Here is a 17,173-nt window from a genome sequence, read left to right as displayed (position 1 = left end):
ACATGTCCCCAGGTTCCTACCGCTGCGCGTCCGGTGGCTATGCTATAGTTCGCGCCCTCATTTTTACCCCGATGTCGTCCGCCCGCCATGACCAAACGCGAAGCTCCAATCTACAAGGTGATTTTCCTCAACCAGGGCCAGGTGTTCGAAATGTACGCCAAGCAGATCTATCAAAGTGATCTGTGGGGTTTCCTGGAAGTGGAAGAGTTCGTCTTTGGCGAGCGCACGCAAGTGGTCGTCGATCCGAGCGAAGAAAAGCTCAAGGCGCAGTTCGAAGGCGTGGTGCGCAGCTTTGTGCCGATGCACTCGATCGTGCGTATCGACGAGGTCGAGCGACTGGGGACGCCGAAGATCAGCGAAGCCCGTGGCGGTGTTGGCAATGTGATGCCGTTTCCGGTGCCGATGCCCGAGAAGTAAACCGTAAGACCGAGTCGCCTTCATCGCGAGCAGGCTCGCTCCCACAGTAGATCTCCAGTGCTCAGAGGATCTCTTGTGGGAGCGAGCCTGCTCGCGATGGGGCCAGTATGATCAGGGCAGGGGCGAAAACGGCGTACGCCCGTCGGCGCTCTGCAATTCCATCAGGTATTTACGGAAAATTTGCCCGAGCACTTGCGTGGCAGTCTCAAGATCTTCGCGGGACATTTTTTCGGAGACTTCGTCGGCCGTATCCAGCGCATCTTCAGCACCGTTGACCGCCGCCATCTTCAGCACGATGTAGGCCTGAATGTTGTTGGCCTGCACGCCTTCGCCGTGGAAGAACATGGTGCCGAGCTTGAATTGCGCCTGGGCGTGGCCTTGCAGCGAGGCCTTTTCGAAATAGCTCAGGGCTTGATTGAGGTCGCGCGGCGCGTTCTTGCCGTCGTAGTAGAACTCACCCAACTCGTATTGCGCTTGCGCATCCCCCTCATCCGATGCCTTTTGGCAGGCGGCGAGGGCCTGCGTGACATCTTGCGGCTGAGTATTGAGGGTGCAGCGACCCATCGCCGGGATCAACAACGAGTTGCCGCCTGCTTGTGCATGTGCGAGCAGCGGCTGAAGGAGCAACAGGCAGCCCAAGGCAAGGGTGCGGCCGGTGCGGTTCATGGGAATCGACTTACCTCTGAAGGGCGCGCGGACCCGTCGAGGGATCCAATAAGCGCGCATTATGAAATAAGCAGGGCCATCCTTACAAAGTCTTTACTCGATTTTCTGCTGCGCGGGAAATATATCGCCCACTTTATGGGAGATTTTTGGCAGGAGTGTCGGAAAAGGCGTGCGGATGTAGGAGAACGCTGACGCTGGCAATGGCCAACGTCAGCGGCGGAGCGTTTTACTTCAACTTGGCGAAGGCACGCTCGGCGGCGTCGAGGGTCAGTTTCAGCTCGGCTTCGCCATGGGCAATCGAGGTGAAACCGGCTTCGAAGGCGCTCGGTGCCAGGTACACGCCACCTTCCAGCATCAGGTGGAAGAAGCGGCCGAACAGTGCCGCATCGCTGGCCATCACGTCTTCAAAAGTAACAATGTCATCGGCACCGCTGAAGTACAGACCGAACATGCCGCCCGCCTGGGTGGTCACGAACGGAATGCCGGCGGCATCGGCGCGCTGTTGCAGGCCGTCGAGCAGGCGCGTGGTGTAGTCGGTCAGCTCGGCGTGGAAACCCGGACGGCTGATCAGGCGCAGGGTGGTCAGGCCGGCGGCCATCGCCAGCGGGTTACCCGACAAGGTGCCTGCCTGATAGACCGGGCCCAGCGGCGCGATGCGCTCCATGATCGAGCGCTTGCCGCCGAAGCAGCCGACCGGCATGCCGCCACCGATGATCTTGCCGAAGGTGGTCAGGTCCGGGGTCACGCCGTAGTAAGCCTGGGCACCGCCGAGGGCGACGCGGAAGCCGGTCATCACTTCGTCGAAAATCAGCACCACGCCGTGCTTGTCGCACAGGCTGCGCAGGCCTTCGAGGAAACCTGGCGCCGGCGGTACGCAGTTCATGTTGCCGGCCACTGGCTCGACGATGATGCACGCGACGTCCTGGCCGACTTCGGCGAGCATTTTTTCAACCGCGTCGATGTCGTTGAACGGCAGGGTCAGGGTGTGTTTGGCGAATGCCGCCGGCACACCGGCCGAGCTTGGAACGCCCTGGGTCAGTGCGCCGGAGCCGGCCTTGACCAGCAGGCTGTCGGAGTGACCGTGGTAGCAGCCTTCGAACTTGATGATGCTGTCGCGGCCGGTGAAGCCACGGGCCAGACGGATCGCGCTCATGGTTGCTTCGGTGCCGGAGCTGACCATGCGCACCATCTCCATCGACGGCACCAGCGAGCAGACCAGATCGGCCATCTCGGTTTCCATCGCGGTCGGCGCGCCGTAGGACAGGCCGTGTTGCAACTGGTTGCGCACCGCGTCCAGCACGTCCGGGTGGCTGTGGCCGAGGATCATCGGGCCCCAGGAACCGACGTAATCCACATAACGCTTGTCGTCTTCGTCAGTGACGTAGGCGCCTTCGGCGTGCTTGAAGAACAGCGGCGTGCCGCCGACGCTCTTGAACGCGCGAACCGGCGAGTTCACGCCACCGGGAATGTGCTTCTGGGCGTTGGCAAACAGGGTTTCGGAACGAGACATGATCGGGCTCTCAGACTTTTAGTAATTCATTGAAGGCGCGGGCGCGGCGGGTCACTTCGGCGGTGCTGTCGGCGCCGAACAGGCCATGAACCACGGCCAGCAGATCGACACCGTGGGCCACCAGCGGCGCGGCGTTGTCGAGGGTGATGCCGCCGATCGCGCAGATCGGCAGGTGCAGGGTGCGTTTGGCTTCGTCGAGCAGATCGAGGCTGCAACTCGGTGCACCGGGTTTGGTATTGGAATTGAAGAAGCGACCGAAGGCGACGTAACTCGCGCCTTCTTTGGCGGCCTGTTCGGCCAGTTCAAGCTGCGCGTGGCAGGTCGAGCCGATGATCGCCTTGGAACCGAGCAGGGCGCGGGTCGGCGACAGCGGGCCGTCGGTCTGGCCAAGGTGTACGCCGACGTTCAGGCGCGCGGCCAGTTCGGCGTCATCGTTGATGATCAGTTGCGTCTTGTAGCGCTCGCACAGATCGCGCAGGGCTTCGGCCTCACGCAGGCGACGGGCCTCGTCGCTGCTCTTGTCGCGGTATTGCAGCAGGGTGACACCGCCTTCCAGCGCCGCCTCCACGTAGGACAGAAACTTGCCGGCCAGCAACTGGCTGTCGGTGATGGCATACAGGCCACGTAGTTTCATTGCGCAGACCTCAGGCTCGAAACATCAGGAACAGAAATCCAGCGGCAGGCGACGCGGCACGAACTGGCCTTTGCCCAGCTGTTCGGCATCGCGCAGGGTGCGCCAGGTGTAATCCAGCGCAGTACGCACCGCGCTGGCGAGGTTTTCGCCCAGTGCCAGGCGGCCGGCGAGGGTGCTGGCCAATGTGCAGCCGGAACCGTGATAGCTGCCCGGCAGGCGCTGGCACTTGAAGGTTTCGCGTAGGCCGTCGCGGCTGTACAGGCGATTGTGGATTTCGGTTTCGTCGCCGTGACCGCCGGTGATCAGCAGGTTCTTGATGTACGGCAACAGTTTTTCAGCACACTCGTCCGCGGTGCCTTCTGGCAGTTCGGCGAGGATCCGGGCTTCGGGAAGGTTGGGGGTGGCGATGATCGACAGCGGCAGCAGGCGTTCGCGCATGGCGTAGCCGACTTCGTCCTTGCCCAGGCGTCCACCGCCGCCGGCGCGCAGCACCGGGTCGCAGACCACTGGCAGGTGCGGGTGCGCCTGGAGCAGTTCGACGACGGTGTCGACCATTTCCAGGGAACCGAGCATGCCCAGTTTCACTGCTGCGACTTCGGAATCGTTGAGCACGGCATTGGCCTGGGCCAGTACCCACTCACGGTCGAGGACGCGAAAGTCAGTGACGTTGACCGTGTCTTGCACGGTCAGGGCGGTGACGGCCGGAGCCGCATGGCAACCCTGAGCGAGCAGGGCTTCGATATCTGCCTGCAGGCCGGCGCCACCACTGGGGTCGTGGCCGGAGAGACAGAGGACAACGGGGCGTGAGCTGTAGATATTCATGGTGCGCGAGCTTACCACCAAACCTGTTTTTCGGGTGTTGTGGCGCAGTGCGCGGCCGATAACACGGGTAGCGAGATCCACAGCGCTTGTCACAATCTGACCGAGCCAACAGCTCTAGCCCGGCGTTCTGCTCTGGAGCGCCCGTTCTAGAGCCTTTGTAGGAAAAATTTCCATGGTGCTCAATGGCCATCAACGGCTATGCTAGAGTGGATCCAAACCAATAACAGGTAATACCGGTTTTACGTCATCTCAAAGGGAATGGGGGGCTTCCTGACACAACCGGCCAAGCCACGCTGGGGCTTCAATGCGCTATTTGTTGATGTTGCTGTTCTGCTTGCCCCTCCTGGCAAGCGCCGTCGAGTTCGACGAGTTCACCCAGAGCCTCCCGCTGGGTCAATCCCTGCAAGTGTTCGAAGACCCGAGCGGTCAGGCGAGCATTGCCGACGTCCGCGCGCAAGCCGCCGCCGGAAACTTCAAACCCCATGACAAAGCCACGCTCAATGCCGGTTATTCGCGTTCGGCGTTCTGGCTGAAGATCGACCTGCATTACCGCCCGACCAATCCGTCGGCGCAGCGCAGCTGGTTGCTGGAGCTGGCGTATCCGCCGCTCGATCATCTCGACCTGTATCTGCCCGATGCCGCCGGCGACTATCGTCTGGTGCGGCAGACCGGGGACGCCTTGCCGTTCGCCAGTCGCGAGATCCGCCAGAACAATTACCTGTTCGACCTGGCGGTCAAGCCGGATCAACAGCGAACCGTTTACCTGCGGTTGTCCAGCGAAGGCTCGATCCAGGCGCCGGTGACGCTGTGGTCGAGCACCGCGTACCTCGAAGACCAGCCGGTGCGCCTGTACGTGCTGGGGATCATTTATGGCGTGCTGTTGGGGATGCTGGTCTACAACCTGTTCATCTACCTCAGCGTGCGCGACACCAGTTACCTCTATTACATCTTCTATATCGCTTCGTTCGGCCTTTATCAGCTGTCGGTCAATGGCGCGGCGGTCGAGTATTTCTGGCCGGACAACCCGTGGTGGGCCAACGCCGCCACGCCGTTTTTCATCGGTTGTGCGGGGCTGTTCGGCAGCCAGTTCGCCCGTAGTTTCCTGCAGACGAAGAACCACAGTCGTTGGCTCGATCGCCTGCTGATGGCCCTGATCGCGTTCGGCGCCGTGGTGATCGGTCTGTCGTTGATGACCAGTTATGGCCTGGCCCTGCGTCTGGCGACGACCCTGGCGCTGACCTTCACCGTGGTGATCTTCGCCGCCGGGATCCTGGCCTGGTGGCGCGGCCTGCGGGTGGCGCGTTATTTCATCATCGCCTGGTCGGCGTTCCTGATCGGCGGCATCGTCAACACCATGATGGTACTGGGCCTGCTGCCCAACGTATTCCTGACCATGTACGCCAGCCAGATCGGCTCGGCCATCGAAGTGGCGCTGCTGTCGCTGGCGCTGGCCGACCGCATCAACGCGATGCGCGAACAACAGGCGCAGACCCTGTTCGACGCCGGCCAGAAACTCGAAGTGCTGAACCAGCAACTGGCCCACAGCAACAAGCTCAAGGACGAATTCCTCGCGACCCTCACTCACGAACTGCGTACGCCGATGAATGGCGTGATCGGTTCGCTGGAGCTGATGCAGACCGTCGAACTCGATCCGGAACTGGAGCAATACCAGCAAACCGCCGCCGGTTCGGCCCGGGACATGATGCGCATGGTCAACGGCATCCTGACCCTGACCGAATTGCAGGCCGGCAAGCTCAAGGCCACACCGGGCAGTTTCAGCCTGCGCGGGGTGGTCGAGGCGTTGCGGATTCAGTTCGATGGCAATGCTTCGAGCAAGTCGTTGGACTTCAAGGTCGACGTACTGCCGACCCTGCCGGATCGCCTGCATGGCGACAGCGCCAAACTCGCGCAATGCCTGGAATGCCTGCTGGACAACGCGATCAAGTTCACCCGCGTCGGCGGTCTGGCCTTGCGGGTCACTGGCAAGCCATCGACGGACAATCGGCTGGCGCTGTCCTTTGCGGTGATCGACACTGGCATCGGTTTCACCGATCTGGGCGAGGCGACGATGTATCAGCGATTCTTCCAGCTCGATGGTTCGATGACCCGCGAATACGGCGGGCTGGGTGTCGGCCTGGCGATCTGCCGTCAACTGGTGGAATTGCTCGGTGGCAAGCTCACGCACCGCTCCGAACCGGGGAGCGGCAGCCGCTTTCAACTGGATGTCGAGTTTGAGTTGCCGGAAGTGGAAGCCGTGCCCGCGCTCAGCCGCGACACCGTGCGCGCGCCGCAGGATTGCACCGTACTGCTGGTGGACGACAACAGCGTCAACCAGTTGGTGATGCGCGGCATGTTGCTCAAGCTCGGTTTCCGCGTGCGTACCGCCGACCACGGCGCGGCGGCGCTCGACTGTTTGCAGCGAGAGCGCTTCGATGCCGTGCTGATCGATTGCCAGCTGCCACCGCTCGACGGGGCATCGCTGTGTTGCCAGATTCGTGACCTGCCGGGATGCGCCCATCTGCCGGTGTTCATGATCGCGCTGGGGGCGGATCGAGAGCATTGCGCGTCGGGTGGTTCGATCGATTACCTGAGCAAACCGGTGAAATTCGAGGATCTGCAGGTTGCGATGCAGCGGCGGGTGTTGAGTTGCTGATAGGGTGAAAGCGCCGGCATTTAGGCCGATATGACACTTTGATCGGTTCGGGGGCGGTGCTTAACTGAAGCTCTGGCCGATCAAGGAGCCCCGTCATGAACCTGCATCAGTTCGCCGAAACTCACGAAGTCACCAACCAGCCACCGTCGCTGGACGGCACCAATCTGTACCGCATCGATCTGCCGTTGCAGGAGTGGTCGCGGCGGTTCGGCGCCGGTTGGGCCGAGTCGAGGATCGACGCTTACGGCGCGCTGGCCGGCGGGCCGCTGATGGAGGCCGGGTTCCTCGCCAACCAGAACAAACCGGTGTTCGCCAGCCATGACCGCTACGGTCATCGCATCGATCTGGTGGAGTTTCATCCGGCGTATCACGAGCTGATGCGCACGGCCATCGAACATGGCCTGACGTCGTTGCCTTGGGCTCATCCACAGGACGGCGCGCATGTTGCCCGCGCTTCCATGAGCTACCTACACAGCCAGGCCGAGGCCGGCAGCGGTTGCCCGCTGACCATGACCTTCGCCAGTGTGCCCGCGATGCGTTTGCAGCCGAATCTGGCCGAACAGTGGCTGCCGAAAATTCTCGCCACCGAATACGACCCGCGCAATGTCGGCATGGCCCACAAGGCTGGCGTCACCATCGGCATGGCGATGACCGAGAAACAGGGCGGCACCGACGTCCGTGCCAACACCACCAAGGCCTATCCGGTCGGCGCCAGCGGGCCCGGTCAGGCTTATGAACTGGTGGGGCACAAGTGGTTCTGTTCGGCGCCGATGTGCGATGCGTTCCTGACGCTGGCGCAGACCGACAAGGGCTTGAGTTGCTTTCTGCTGCCGCGCCATCGCCCGGACGACACGCGCAATCAGTTCTATATCCAGCGCCTGAAAAACAAACTCGGCAACCAGTCCAACGCCTCCAGCGAAGTGGAGTTCCGTGGTGCGCTGGCGTGGATGGTCGGTGAGGAAGGGCGCGGCGTGCCGACCATCATCGAGATGGTGGCCATGACCCGTTTCGACTGCATGGTCGGCTCCAGCTCGCTGATGCGTCAGGCGCTGACCCAGGCCAGCCATCACTGTGCCCATCGCAAGGTCGGCGGCAAACTGCTCAGCGAACAACCGCTGATGCAGAACGTGCTGGCCGATCTGGCACTGGAAAGCGAAGCCGCGCTGGCGTTGAGCCTGCGCATGGGCAAGGCGCTGGATCATCTGGACGATCGCCATGAAGCGCAGTTCGCCCGACTGGTGACGGCGGTGGGCAAGTACTGGATCTGCAAACGCGCGCCGGGGATGATCAACGAAGCCGCCGAGTGCATGGGCGGCGCTGGTTATGTCGAAGAGAGCATCCTGCCGCGGCTGTACCGCGAGGCGCCGGTGAACTCGACGTGGGAAGGCTCCGGCAACGTGCAATGCCTCGACGTGCTGCGGGCATTGTCGAAAGAGCCGGGTGTGCTTGATGTGTTGTTCAGCGAGTTGGGCGACGGCCATGGTGACAAGCGACTGGCCGCGCACATTCAGCAGTTGCATGCGCAGTTCAAGGACACCGGCGACATTCAATACCGAGCTCGGCAACTGACCGAAGACATCGCCTTGGGACTGCAAGCGAAGCTGCTGCTGGAGGCCGGGAATTCGGCGGTCAGTGATGCGTTCATCGTCAGTCGCCTGAGCGGAGGCGGGCGGGTCTACGGCGCGTTGCCGCGCGGGCTGGATGTCGAAGCCATCGTCGCCCGCTCTACGCCGCAAGGTTTCTGAAGCATCCCTGTGGGAGTGGGCTTGCTCGCGAAGGGGCCGGTACATTCAACATCAATGTTGGCTGTGCTGACGCCTTCGCGGGCAAGCCCGCTCCCACAGGGACCGCATATGCCTGTCAGATTGATGAATAGCCACAACGCCACTGTTTCCGTGACGCCACGATGCAGGCAAGATGAAGCTCTGCAAGTCAGAACACAGGAAGCTGATCGTGACCGAAGCGTTTATTGTCGTTCAAACCGCCGAACAGGCCGTGGATCGTCTCGCCGAGCTGCATGAGCGGGCCACTACGGCGCTGAACTCGGCGCTCAAGCGTTATCTCAAGGATCGCGTCGAGCCCGACGCCGAGCAACGTGCCCTGTTCCGTTATCCCGAACTGCGTCTGACCTACCACTGCCAGGGCGAAGTCCCGCAAACCACCCGCGCTTACGCCAAGGTGCAGTTGCCGGGCACCTACAGCGTGACCGTCACCCACCCGGCGGCGTTTCGCAAATACCTGCTGGAACAGCTCACGCCGCTGATGCATGACTTCACCGTGACCGTCGAAGTCGGGGTCAGCGAGCAAAACATTCCGTACCCCTACGTGGTCGAGCAGGGCGATGAACTGGCCGGCTCCGGCGTCACTGCCGCCGTGCTGGCGCGAGTGTTCCCGAGTACTGACCTGTCCGCTGCCACCGATGGCATCGCCGACGGTCTCTACGACTGGGAAAACACTGATCCGCTGCCGCTGGCGCTGTTCGATGCAGCCCGCGTCGATTTCTCGCTGCGTCGTCTGGTGCATTACACCGGCAGCGACTGGCGCCATGTGCAGCCGTGGATCCTGCTGACCAACTACCACCGTTATGTCGACCAGTTCATCGTCCATGGTCTGGAGCAACTGCGCCGCGACCCGCGTTTCGTACGCATGGTGTTGCCTGGCAACGTGATCATCGAAAAAGGTATGGATCACGGCGAAGCCTCGGCGATTGCGGCCGGTGTGGTCTGGCACCGCTACCAGATGCCGGCCTATCACCTGATCGCCAGTGATGGCCACGGTGTGACCCTGGTGAACATCGGTGTCGGCCCGTCCAACGCCAAGAACATCACCGACCACCTGGCCGTGCTGCGTCCGCATTGCTGGCTGATGATCGGTCACTGCGGCGGCCTGCGTCAGTCGCAGACCATCGGCGACTACGTGCTGGCTCACGCTTACATGCGTCGCGACGGGATTCTCGACCGGGTGGTGCCGCCGAACATTCCGATCCCGGCGCTGGCCGAAGTGCAGTTGGCGTTGCAGCAAGCGGCGGCCAACATCACCGGGGAAAAAGGTGAAGAGCTGAAAAAACGCCTGCGCACCGGCACCGTGCTGACCTACGACGACCGTAACTGGGAACTGCGCTGGGCTCAGGAGCGACCGCTGATCAACCTGTCCCGCGCCGTGGCGGTGGACATGGAAAGCGGCACCATCGCCGCTCAGGGTTATCGCCTGCGGGTGCCGTACGGCACGTTGCTGTGTGTGTCGGACAAGCCGCTGCACAGTGAAATCAAGCTGCCGGGTTCGGCCAACGCCTTCTACGAGCGTGCGGTCAGCCAGCACTTGAAGATCGGCATCGAAGCAGTGGATCTGCTGCGCACCGAACTCAACTCGCTGCACTCGCGCAAACTGCGCAGCTTCGACGAGCCGCCGTTCCGCTAACGGTTAGTCGTGGTCATTTGGCGGTCGGGGCACTAGCATTGTCTGCCCTGATCGCTAAATGTCTTCTCTCTTATGTCCCGTCCACCGCGTCCACCTTCCCGCCGCCCCGGCGCGAAGCCAGCTTCTTCAGCCCCGCGCCGTGTCGCCAAGGCACCACCCGCCGAGCCGAAGCTGATCCTGTTCAACAAACCGTTCGATGTGCTGACGCAGTTCAGCGACGGCGAAGGGCGGGCGACGCTCAAGGATTACATCGACATTCCGGGCATCTACCCGGCAGGGCGGCTGGATCGCGACAGCGAAGGTTTGCTGCTGCTGACCAATGACGGCCAGTTGCAGGCGCGGATCGCCGACCCAAAGCACAAACTGGCGAAAACCTATTGGGTGCAGGTCGAAGGTGTGCCGACGGACGAGCAATTGCAGCGCCTGCGTGACGGCGTTGAATTGAATGACGGCATGACCTTGCCCGCCGAAGCGCGGCAACTGGATGAGCCCGAGCTGTGGCCGCGCAATCCGCCGGTACGCTTTCGCGCAACGATTCCGACAACCTGGCTGGAATTGGTGATTCGCGAAGGGCGCAACCGTCAGGTGCGGCGGATGACGGCGGCGGTGGGGCTGCCGACGTTGCGGCTGGTGCGGGTCAGAATTGGTGACTGGACGATCGAAGGGCTCGATCAGGGCCAGTGGAAAGAAGTGCCGGCGCGCTTATAAGGCGCCGGACTCGATCAGGCCGATCACCACGCTCTTGATGATGAACGCGGCCACGCCCAGGCCCAGCACGAAGAACAGAATGAAAGAGCCGAAGCGCCCGGCCTTGGACTTCTTCGCCAGATCCCAGACGATGAAACCCATGAAAATGATCAGGATGCTGACCAGGCCGGTCATCATCCACTCTTCAAATACTGCTGGATCCATCGGGCATCTCCGGCGCTGCGCGGCTGAAAGGGCGGCCGGGAGTATACGCCAGCGGCGAACGACGCAGCATTGACCTGCGTCGGTGTGCCGCAGTCATTCGTCGATTTCAGCTGCGCAGATGAGTCAGCGGCAATTCAGTGCTGTTGAGCACCTGATTCAACACAAAGCTCGAACGCACGCTGGTCACGCCTTCGATCCGCGTCAGATGCCCCAGCAGCAGCTTTTGATAGTGATCCATATCCGGCACCACCACTTTCAGCTGATAGTCGGCATCGACCCCGGTCACCAGGCTGCACTCCAGCACTTGCGGCAAAGTACGGATCGCCGCTTCGAAGTTCTCGAAACGCTCCGGCGTGTGCCGGTCCATGCCGATCAGCACGTAGGCGGTCAGGCTCAGACCGAGCATCTTGCGATCGAGCAGGGCGACCTGGCGGGAGATGTAGCCATCGTCCTCCAGCTGCTTGACCCGGCGCGAGCACGGGGAGGGCGACAGACCGATGCGCTCGGCCAGTTCCTGGTTGGAGATGCGGGCGTCGCGCTGCAATTCCGCCAAAATACTGAGGTCGTAACGGTCGAGTTTGCTCATCAAACGATCCTTTGTCTTAACTATTGCGGCGGATTATCTATCCAGGGTTAAAAATTGCGCAAGTGATGTTTATTTGAGCAATCTTCGCAATCATCTGTCGCGGCTCCGGGCCTATTCTTATCACCAGAATCACTGCTCGGTAACACAGTCCACGCGGCCCGCCCTATCCGGCCTGCCGCGGCCGCCACCCCCACCGGGGTTGTGCCGGCCCCCGAGCTGCACACTGTCCAGAAGACGGCGTGAGGTGAGCCGACGTCAAAAGCGTCGAGCCAGGACGAAGTTCTCTAGAAGGGAGGCCGACGGGTCTCCCTTTTTTCTTGCCCGCGATTTGACCCATCTCGCTCAATAAATAAATGACGTGACTGATAACCTGTAGCAGAACCCGGTGTGCCCATCCCCGGTCTTAGCTACACGCCCTCTTAATTTCAGGCTCTAGTCCGCAGTGAGGAATTTCATGAAGTCGCGCATCTGGCGTCTGGCCAGTGTTGGTTTGCTGTGTGTGAGTGTCGGTGCGCAAGCGCTGGCGGATGAGCCGCAGAATCGCGGCCCCGACGGCGGCGGACGCGGGCCGGAGCACCAGGGCAACAATCAGGGCCATGGCGGTGGCAATCAGCAGCGTGGCCAAGACAATCCGCAGCGGCAGAACAACGACATCATCCGTGGCGACAACAGCCGCCAGTTCGAACACAACGGCCAGCAGAACCACGGCCAACCGAACAATGGCCAGTGGCAGAACCAGAACCAGCCACGTCCGGCGTACAACCCCAACCCGGTGCGCCAGCCGCCACCGCCGCCGCAACTGCCGGCCAATGATCTGCCGATCCAGCCGCGCCCCGACACCGTGCGCCAGACTCAGGAACCCCGTCAGGGATACTACCGCGACGAACGCCCGCAAAACGGCTACCACCAGAACTGGCAGACCGGTAACCGTCCCAACGATAACCGCTGGCCGGGGCGTCCGGACGGGCATGGCAACGGCTGGGGCCCTGGCCCGCAATACCGGCCGGGCCATGTGATCGACCGTTTCCCGGATCGGGATTACCGCGTGCCATATCGCGGCCAGGACTATTTCTACTCCGGCGGCTATTGGTATCGCCCGCAAGGCCCGCGCTACATCGTGGTTCAGCCGCCGCGCGGGATTCGCATACAGTACCTGCCGGATTACGCGCGGGAAGTGTGGATCGGCGGTTCGCTGCTGTTCCTCGCCGCCGGTTCGTACTACGCGTATCAGGAAGCGACCCAGGATTACGTGGTGGTCGAGCCGCCGGCGCAGCAGCCACCGCAGCCGACCGGCAATGGTTATGACGTGGAAGCGTACCCGGCCAACGGTCAGTCACCAGAGCAAGTTCAGCGCGACGGTTACGAGTGCTATCAGTACGCGGTGCAGCAAAGCGGCTTCAATCCGCGCACCGCGACTTATCAACCGGCGCCCGAAGTGGTGCAGGCCTACCGCCAGGCCCAGGGCAATTGCCTGAGCAGTCGCGGTTATCAGGTCAACTATTGAGCCCGAGCGGCTTTGACCACTTCCTGCGGGTCGGCGTGCACCAGCACTTCGGCCCGTGGGTAGGCTTTGTGAATCGCATCCGCCGCCTGATCGCTGATGCCGTGAGCGACTGACAGCGTCAGCTCCCCCGGCAATTCCAGGTGCAATTGCACGAACCAGTGATTGCCGGAAATCCGCGTGCGCAAATCGTGCGCGCCCAACACGCCCGGCACGCCGCACGCCAGTTCGAGCATGTGCTGACTGACATCCGTCGGCAGCTCTTCATCCATCAGCACCGAAAAACTTTCCCGGGCGATCTGGATTGCGCTCCACAGAATGTACGCCGCGATCCCCAGACCAAACCACGCATCCAGCTGATCGAAACCCAATCCGGCCAATACCAGCGCAATCAGAATGCTGCCGTTTAACAACAGGTCCGAACGGTAATGCAGCGAATCCGCCCGCACCGCGTTGGAGCCGGTCTGCTTGATCACCCGATGCTGCAGCATCAACAGCGCCGCCGTCAGCAACAGGGAAAACACGATCACCCCGATGCTCAGCCAAGGCGCGCCGAGCGGTTCAGGATTGTTCATACGCTCATAAGCCTGAAACGCGATCAGCACCGCACTGCCACCAATGAACAGCGCCTGCGCCATGCCCGCCAGGGATTCGGCCTTGCCGTGGCCATAACGATGATCGTCATCCGCCGGGCGCAGCGCGTAATGCACCGCCAGCAGATTGAGCAACGAAGTGACGCCATCTAGGGCCGAGTCGGTGAGGCCGGCGAGCATACTCACCGAACCGCTCAGCCACCAGGCGATGGCTTTGGCGATGATCAGCGTACAGGCCACCGCCACCGAGGCGCGGGTCGCCAGCCGCAGCAGGCGGGCGTGTTCGGGGCTGGAGGTCATGGGTGCATGGATTCCTTATGCGGCAGGTTGCAGGCCGAACATCGCCAGTTGCTGGGTGCTGCCTTTGTGCTGGATCAGGCGCGGGTCATCCAGAGGCAGGTTGCGGCCCAGCTCCGTTTCGAGAATAGCCTGCAACTTCAAGTTATCGACCTGGCCGTCCGGGCCGATGGCTTGCTTGAGTTTGGCCGGATCGACCTGCGCCGTGTGGCCCGGTTCGAAGTAGATCGCGCCGGTGGCGAAGTCTACGGCAAACGCGATCAGGCCGGGCACGATGTAGAACAGCAGGCCCACGGCATCGAGTACGGCAATCGCCGGGTCGATCTTGCCGTCGATCTGGCCGCGCCGGTCGGGATAGAAAATCGAACCGCACGCGGTGATCTGAGTGAGCAGGGTGGCAACCAGTACACCGCCGATCAGGCGAAAAGGTAAGCGCATGGGAATCTCCTGAGTCATCTGTTAACGAAGCGTCATCGTGTGAAGTTAAGACCCTGACGAACGCTCAGCAGTTCGCCGTTATACTCGCCGCTCTGTTTGGGAGCCAGCATGATTTCTTTGCCGATCGATGACGTTTTACCCGCCCTGCGTGAAGCCCTCGCGACACGCCACGAAGCCGTGCTCGAAGCACCGCCCGGCGCCGGTAAAACCACCCGCGTGCCCTTGGCCCTGCTCAATGAAGCGTGGCTGAACGGGCAGACCATTCTCATGCTTGAACCGCGTCGGCTGGCTGCGCGTGCAGCAGCGGAACGGCTTGCCAGCGAGTTGGGCGAGAAGGTCGGTGAAACCGTCGGTTATCGCATTCGCCTCGACAGCAAGGTCGGTCCCAATACCCGCATCGAAGTGGTCACCGAAGGCATCCTCACCCGGCGTCTGCAGGACGACCCGGCGCTGGACGGCGTGGGTCTGCTGATCTTCGACGAATTTCACGAACGCAGTCTCGACGCCGATCTGGCGCTGGCCCTCAGTCTGAACGGTCGCGAGCTGTTTCGAGCTGAACAACCGCTGAAGATTCTGCTGATGTCCGCCACCCTTGAAGGCGAACGTCTGGCCGGCTTGCTCGACGACGCACCGATCCTGCGCAGCGAGGGCCGGATGTTCCCGGTGACGATGCGCTGGGGCCGGCCATTCCAGCCCGGCGAATACATCGATCAACGCGTCACGCAAACGGTGCTCGAAGCGCTGCACGATGAAACCGGCAGCCTGTTGGTGTTTCTGCCGGGGCAGGCGGAAATCCGGCGTGTCCATCAGCAATTGGCGGACGCCATCGGCGAGCGCAGCGACGTCTTGCTCTGCCCGCTGCACGGCGAACTCGACCTGAATGCCCAACGCGCCGCCATCGACCCGGCCCCGGCGGGTCAACGCAAAGTGGTGCTGGCCACCAACATCGCTGAGACCAGCCTGACCATCAACGGTGTGCGCGTGGTGATCGACGCCGGGCTGGCGCGTGTGCCGCGTTTCGACCCGGGCAGCGGCATGACTCGCCTCGACACTCAACGCATCTCCAAAGCCAGTGCCACCCAGCGCGCGGGCCGGGCCGGGCGTCTGGAACCGGGCGTGTGTTATCGGCTGTGGTCGCAGGATCAGCATGAGCAACTCGCGGCTTATGGCAGTGCGGAAATCCTCTCGGCTGATCTCGCCGGGTTGGCCTTGCAGCTCGGACGCTGGGGCGTGGCGCCGAGTGATCTGATCTGGCTGGATGTGCCGCCGGTAGCCGCTTATGCACAGGCTCAGGATCTGTTGCAGCGCCTCGGTGCGCTGGACGGTGAAACCCTCAACCGCCACGGTCAGGCCATGGCCGAACTGCCGGCGCATCCACGCATCGCTCATTTGCTGTTGCGCGGTCAGGCACTGGGTCTGGCGAACATGGCGTGTGATGTTGCCGCGTTGCTCGGTGAGCGCGACATTTTGCGCGGCGCCGGGGCGGATCTGCACAGTCGTCTGGTGCTGCTGTCCGGCGAAGAACGCGCGGCGCGCGGTGCCCAGGGCGGCGTGCAGCGCGCCCGGCAACTGGCGCGGCAATATCGCGGCTACCTGCGCGGCAAGACGAGCGAGCCGGTCGCCGATCCGGATCACCCGCGCTGGCTCGGCGCCTTGCTGGCGCTGGCCTACCCGGACCGCGTCGCCCAGCAGCGGCGTGCCGGTGGCGCCGAATATCGTCTGGCCAACGGCCGTGCGGCGCTGTTCGCCGAAGCCGACAGCTTGATGAAACAGCCATGGATCGTCATCGCCGACCTCGGCAGCCGCCAAGGTCAGCGCGAAGAGCGGATTTATCTGGCGGCAGATTTCGATCCAGCGCTGTTCGATTCGGTGCTGGCCGAACAAGTGCACAACGTCGATCAACTGGACTGGGACGAACGCGAAGGCGTGCTGCGCGCCGAGCGTCAACGCAAGGTCGGCGAACTGATCCTCAGCCGCGAACCGCTGACCGGTCTCGACGAAAACGCCCGCAGCCAGGCGCTGGTCAATCTGGTGCGCCGCAAAGGTCTGGAGCTGCTGCCGTGGACCCCGGAACTGCGCCAGTGGCAGGCGCGAGTCGCCTTGCTGCGCCAGCTCGACCTGGACGCCAAGGGCGACAGCCAATGGCCGGACGTCAGCGACGCCACGCTGCTGAAAACCCTCGAAGACTGGCTGATGCCGTATCTGGGCAAAGTCTCGCGGCTCAGCCATTTCGCCAACCTCGACCTGTCGAGCATCGTGCGCAACCTGCTGCCATGGCCACTGCCGCAACAGCTCGATGAACAGGCACCGCATCACCTGAGCGTGCCGTCAGGCTCGTCGATTCGCCTCGACTACAGCGAGCAACCACCGATTCTCGCCGTGCGCTTGCAGGAGCTGTTCGGCCTCGCCGACACACCACGCATCGCCGGCGGCCGGCAAGTGGTCAAGCTGCACCTGCTCTCGCCCGCACGGCGGCCGGTGCAGGTGACGCAGGATCTGGCCAACTTCTGGCGCAGCACGTATGCCGAAGTGAAGAAAGATCTGAAGGGACGGTATCCGAAGCATTATTGGCCGGATGACCCGCTGGTGGCTGAAGCTACCGCACGAGCCAAACCGCGCGGTACGTGACAGACGGCATTCAGGTACGAATCCCATCTTTCTCGATTATGCGTAATTATTTTTTTATTCATAAATTATGAATTTTGACATAAAGGCTCATAAAGCCCC

The 17,173-nt window shown here is 62.4% G+C and carries 15 protein-coding genes; 7 read left to right on the top strand and 8 right to left on the bottom strand.

The genetic code is table 11. The features are described 5' to 3' along the window. The first annotated feature begins 87 nt into the window (after positions 1 to 87). A complete protein-coding gene (locus ABTV87_RS25555; RefSeq protein ID WP_007958692.1) occupies positions 88 to 417 on the top strand; it encodes a DUF1820 family protein in 330 nt (109 codons plus the stop codon). Between the two features lie 111 nt (positions 418 to 528). Here ABTV87_RS25555 and ABTV87_RS25550 read toward each other — a convergent pair whose 3' ends face one another. The 4 genes from ABTV87_RS25550 to ABTV87_RS25535 form a co-directional block, all read right to left on the bottom strand. Continuing rightward, on the bottom strand, positions 529 to 1,083 hold the full coding sequence (locus ABTV87_RS25550; protein WP_217830152.1) for a tetratricopeptide repeat protein: 555 nt from the start codon (positions 1,081 to 1,083) through the stop codon (positions 529 to 531). A 226-nt stretch (positions 1,084 to 1,309) separates the two neighbouring features. Next, positions 1,310 to 2,593, bottom strand: coding sequence for a glutamate-1-semialdehyde 2,1-aminomutase (gene hemL / locus ABTV87_RS25545; RefSeq protein ID WP_064599654.1), 1,284 nt, complete (start codon positions 2,591 to 2,593; stop codon positions 1,310 to 1,312). A gap of 10 nt (positions 2,594 to 2,603) precedes the next feature. Continuing rightward, a complete protein-coding gene (gene thiE, locus ABTV87_RS25540) occupies positions 2,604 to 3,227 on the bottom strand; it encodes a thiamine phosphate synthase (RefSeq protein WP_085608753.1) in 624 nt (207 codons plus the stop codon). 24 nt (positions 3,228 to 3,251) lie between these two features. Further along, positions 3,252 to 4,049 (bottom strand): hydroxymethylpyrimidine/phosphomethylpyrimidine kinase, encoded by a 798-nt coding sequence (locus ABTV87_RS25535; protein WP_007958699.1) that lies wholly within the window; start codon positions 4,047 to 4,049, stop codon positions 3,252 to 3,254. A 304-nt stretch (positions 4,050 to 4,353) separates the two neighbouring features. On the opposite strand from ABTV87_RS25535, the gene ABTV87_RS25530 reads away from it, so the two are divergent. From ABTV87_RS25530 to ABTV87_RS25515, 4 genes are all read left to right on the top strand, one after another. Then, entirely contained in the window at positions 4,354 to 6,702 is a 2,349-nt protein-coding gene (locus ABTV87_RS25530; protein ID WP_433898559.1) for a 7TM diverse intracellular signaling domain-containing protein, read from the top strand. A 95-nt stretch (positions 6,703 to 6,797) separates the two neighbouring features. Further along, a complete protein-coding gene (locus tag ABTV87_RS25525; RefSeq protein ID WP_433898558.1) occupies positions 6,798 to 8,447 on the top strand; it encodes an acyl-CoA dehydrogenase family protein in 1,650 nt (549 codons plus the stop codon). Between the two features lie 172 nt (positions 8,448 to 8,619). Further along, on the top strand, positions 8,620 to 10,119 hold the full coding sequence (gene amn / locus ABTV87_RS25520; protein ID WP_162130486.1) for an AMP nucleosidase: 1,500 nt from the start codon (positions 8,620 to 8,622) through the stop codon (positions 10,117 to 10,119). Positions 10,120 to 10,191: 72 nt separating this feature from the next. Next, positions 10,192 to 10,827, top strand: a complete 636-nt coding sequence (locus ABTV87_RS25515) for a pseudouridine synthase (protein WP_433898557.1) — start codon at positions 10,192 to 10,194, stop codon at positions 10,825 to 10,827. Here the strand turns inward: ABTV87_RS25515 and ABTV87_RS25510 are convergent. Further along, positions 10,822 to 11,031, bottom strand: coding sequence for a DUF2788 domain-containing protein (locus ABTV87_RS25510; protein WP_003228500.1), 210 nt, complete (start codon positions 11,029 to 11,031; stop codon positions 10,822 to 10,824). The genes ABTV87_RS25515 and ABTV87_RS25510 overlap by 6 nt on opposite strands. A 106-nt stretch (positions 11,032 to 11,137) precedes the next feature. Beyond that, a complete protein-coding gene (locus ABTV87_RS25505; RefSeq protein ID WP_007909658.1) occupies positions 11,138 to 11,617 on the bottom strand; it encodes an Lrp/AsnC family transcriptional regulator in 480 nt (159 codons plus the stop codon). Positions 11,618 to 12,071: 454 nt separating this feature from the next. Here ABTV87_RS25505 and ABTV87_RS25500 point away from each other — a divergent pair, with 454 nt between their 5' ends. After that, entirely contained in the window at positions 12,072 to 13,121 is a 1,050-nt protein-coding gene (locus ABTV87_RS25500) for a DUF6515 family protein (RefSeq protein WP_085608749.1), read from the top strand. On the opposite strand, the gene ABTV87_RS25495 is transcribed toward ABTV87_RS25500, so the two are convergent. Next, entirely contained in the window at positions 13,115 to 14,011 is an 897-nt protein-coding gene (locus ABTV87_RS25495) for a cation diffusion facilitator family transporter (protein WP_085608748.1), read from the bottom strand. The genes ABTV87_RS25500 and ABTV87_RS25495 overlap by 7 nt on opposite strands. Positions 14,012 to 14,026: 15 nt before the next feature. Then, a complete protein-coding gene (locus tag ABTV87_RS25490; protein ID WP_007958714.1) occupies positions 14,027 to 14,446 on the bottom strand; it encodes a hypothetical protein in 420 nt (139 codons plus the stop codon). Between the two features lie 108 nt (positions 14,447 to 14,554). On the opposite strand from ABTV87_RS25490, the gene hrpB reads away from it, so the two are divergent. After that, complete coding sequence (gene hrpB / locus ABTV87_RS25485) at positions 14,555 to 17,074, top strand: ATP-dependent helicase HrpB (RefSeq protein WP_433898556.1); 2,520 nt, start codon at positions 14,555 to 14,557, stop codon at positions 17,072 to 17,074. Positions 17,075 to 17,173: the final 99 nt, after the last annotated feature.

This window comes from Pseudomonas sp. PSE1(2024) (genome assembly GCF_050990555.1).
GTDB lineage: Bacteria > Pseudomonadota > Gammaproteobacteria > Pseudomonadales > Pseudomonadaceae > Aquipseudomonas > Aquipseudomonas aphyarum.
The sequence above is the reverse complement of the archived record's forward strand: the minus strand, read 5'-3'. Positions and strand labels throughout refer to the sequence as shown.

Coding starts and splice junctions, on each gene's coding strand:
- ABTV87_RS25525 (WP_433898558.1), top strand. CDS start 6,798: ATGAACCTGCATCAGTTCGCCGAAACTCACGAAGTCACCAACCAGCCA.
- ABTV87_RS25535 (WP_007958699.1), bottom strand. CDS start 4,049: ATGAATATCTACAGCTCACGCCCCGTTGTCCTCTGTCTCTCCGGCCAC.
- hrpB (WP_433898556.1), top strand. CDS start 14,555: ATGATTTCTTTGCCGATCGATGACGTTTTACCCGCCCTGCGTGAAGCC.
- thiE (WP_085608753.1), bottom strand. CDS start 3,227: ATGAAACTACGTGGCCTGTATGCCATCACCGACAGCCAGTTGCTGGCC.
- ABTV87_RS25530 (WP_433898559.1), top strand. CDS start 4,354: ATGCGCTATTTGTTGATGTTGCTGTTCTGCTTGCCCCTCCTGGCAAGC.
- ABTV87_RS25510 (WP_003228500.1), bottom strand. CDS start 11,031: ATGGATCCAGCAGTATTTGAAGAGTGGATGATGACCGGCCTGGTCAGC.
- ABTV87_RS25505 (WP_007909658.1), bottom strand. CDS start 11,617: ATGAGCAAACTCGACCGTTACGACCTCAGTATTTTGGCGGAATTGCAG.
- ABTV87_RS25495 (WP_085608748.1), bottom strand. CDS start 14,011: ATGACCTCCAGCCCCGAACACGCCCGCCTGCTGCGGCTGGCGACCCGC.
- ABTV87_RS25515 (WP_433898557.1), top strand. CDS start 10,192: ATGTCCCGTCCACCGCGTCCACCTTCCCGCCGCCCCGGCGCGAAGCCA.
- ABTV87_RS25490 (WP_007958714.1), bottom strand. CDS start 14,446: ATGCGCTTACCTTTTCGCCTGATCGGCGGTGTACTGGTTGCCACCCTG.
- hemL (WP_064599654.1), bottom strand. CDS start 2,593: ATGTCTCGTTCCGAAACCCTGTTTGCCAACGCCCAGAAGCACATTCCC.
- ABTV87_RS25555 (WP_007958692.1), top strand. CDS start 88: ATGACCAAACGCGAAGCTCCAATCTACAAGGTGATTTTCCTCAACCAG.
- amn (WP_162130486.1), top strand. CDS start 8,620: ATGAAGCTCTGCAAGTCAGAACACAGGAAGCTGATCGTGACCGAAGCG.
- ABTV87_RS25550 (WP_217830152.1), bottom strand. CDS start 1,083: ATGAACCGCACCGGCCGCACCCTTGCCTTGGGCTGCCTGTTGCTCCTT.
- ABTV87_RS25500 (WP_085608749.1), top strand. CDS start 12,072: ATGAAGTCGCGCATCTGGCGTCTGGCCAGTGTTGGTTTGCTGTGTGTG.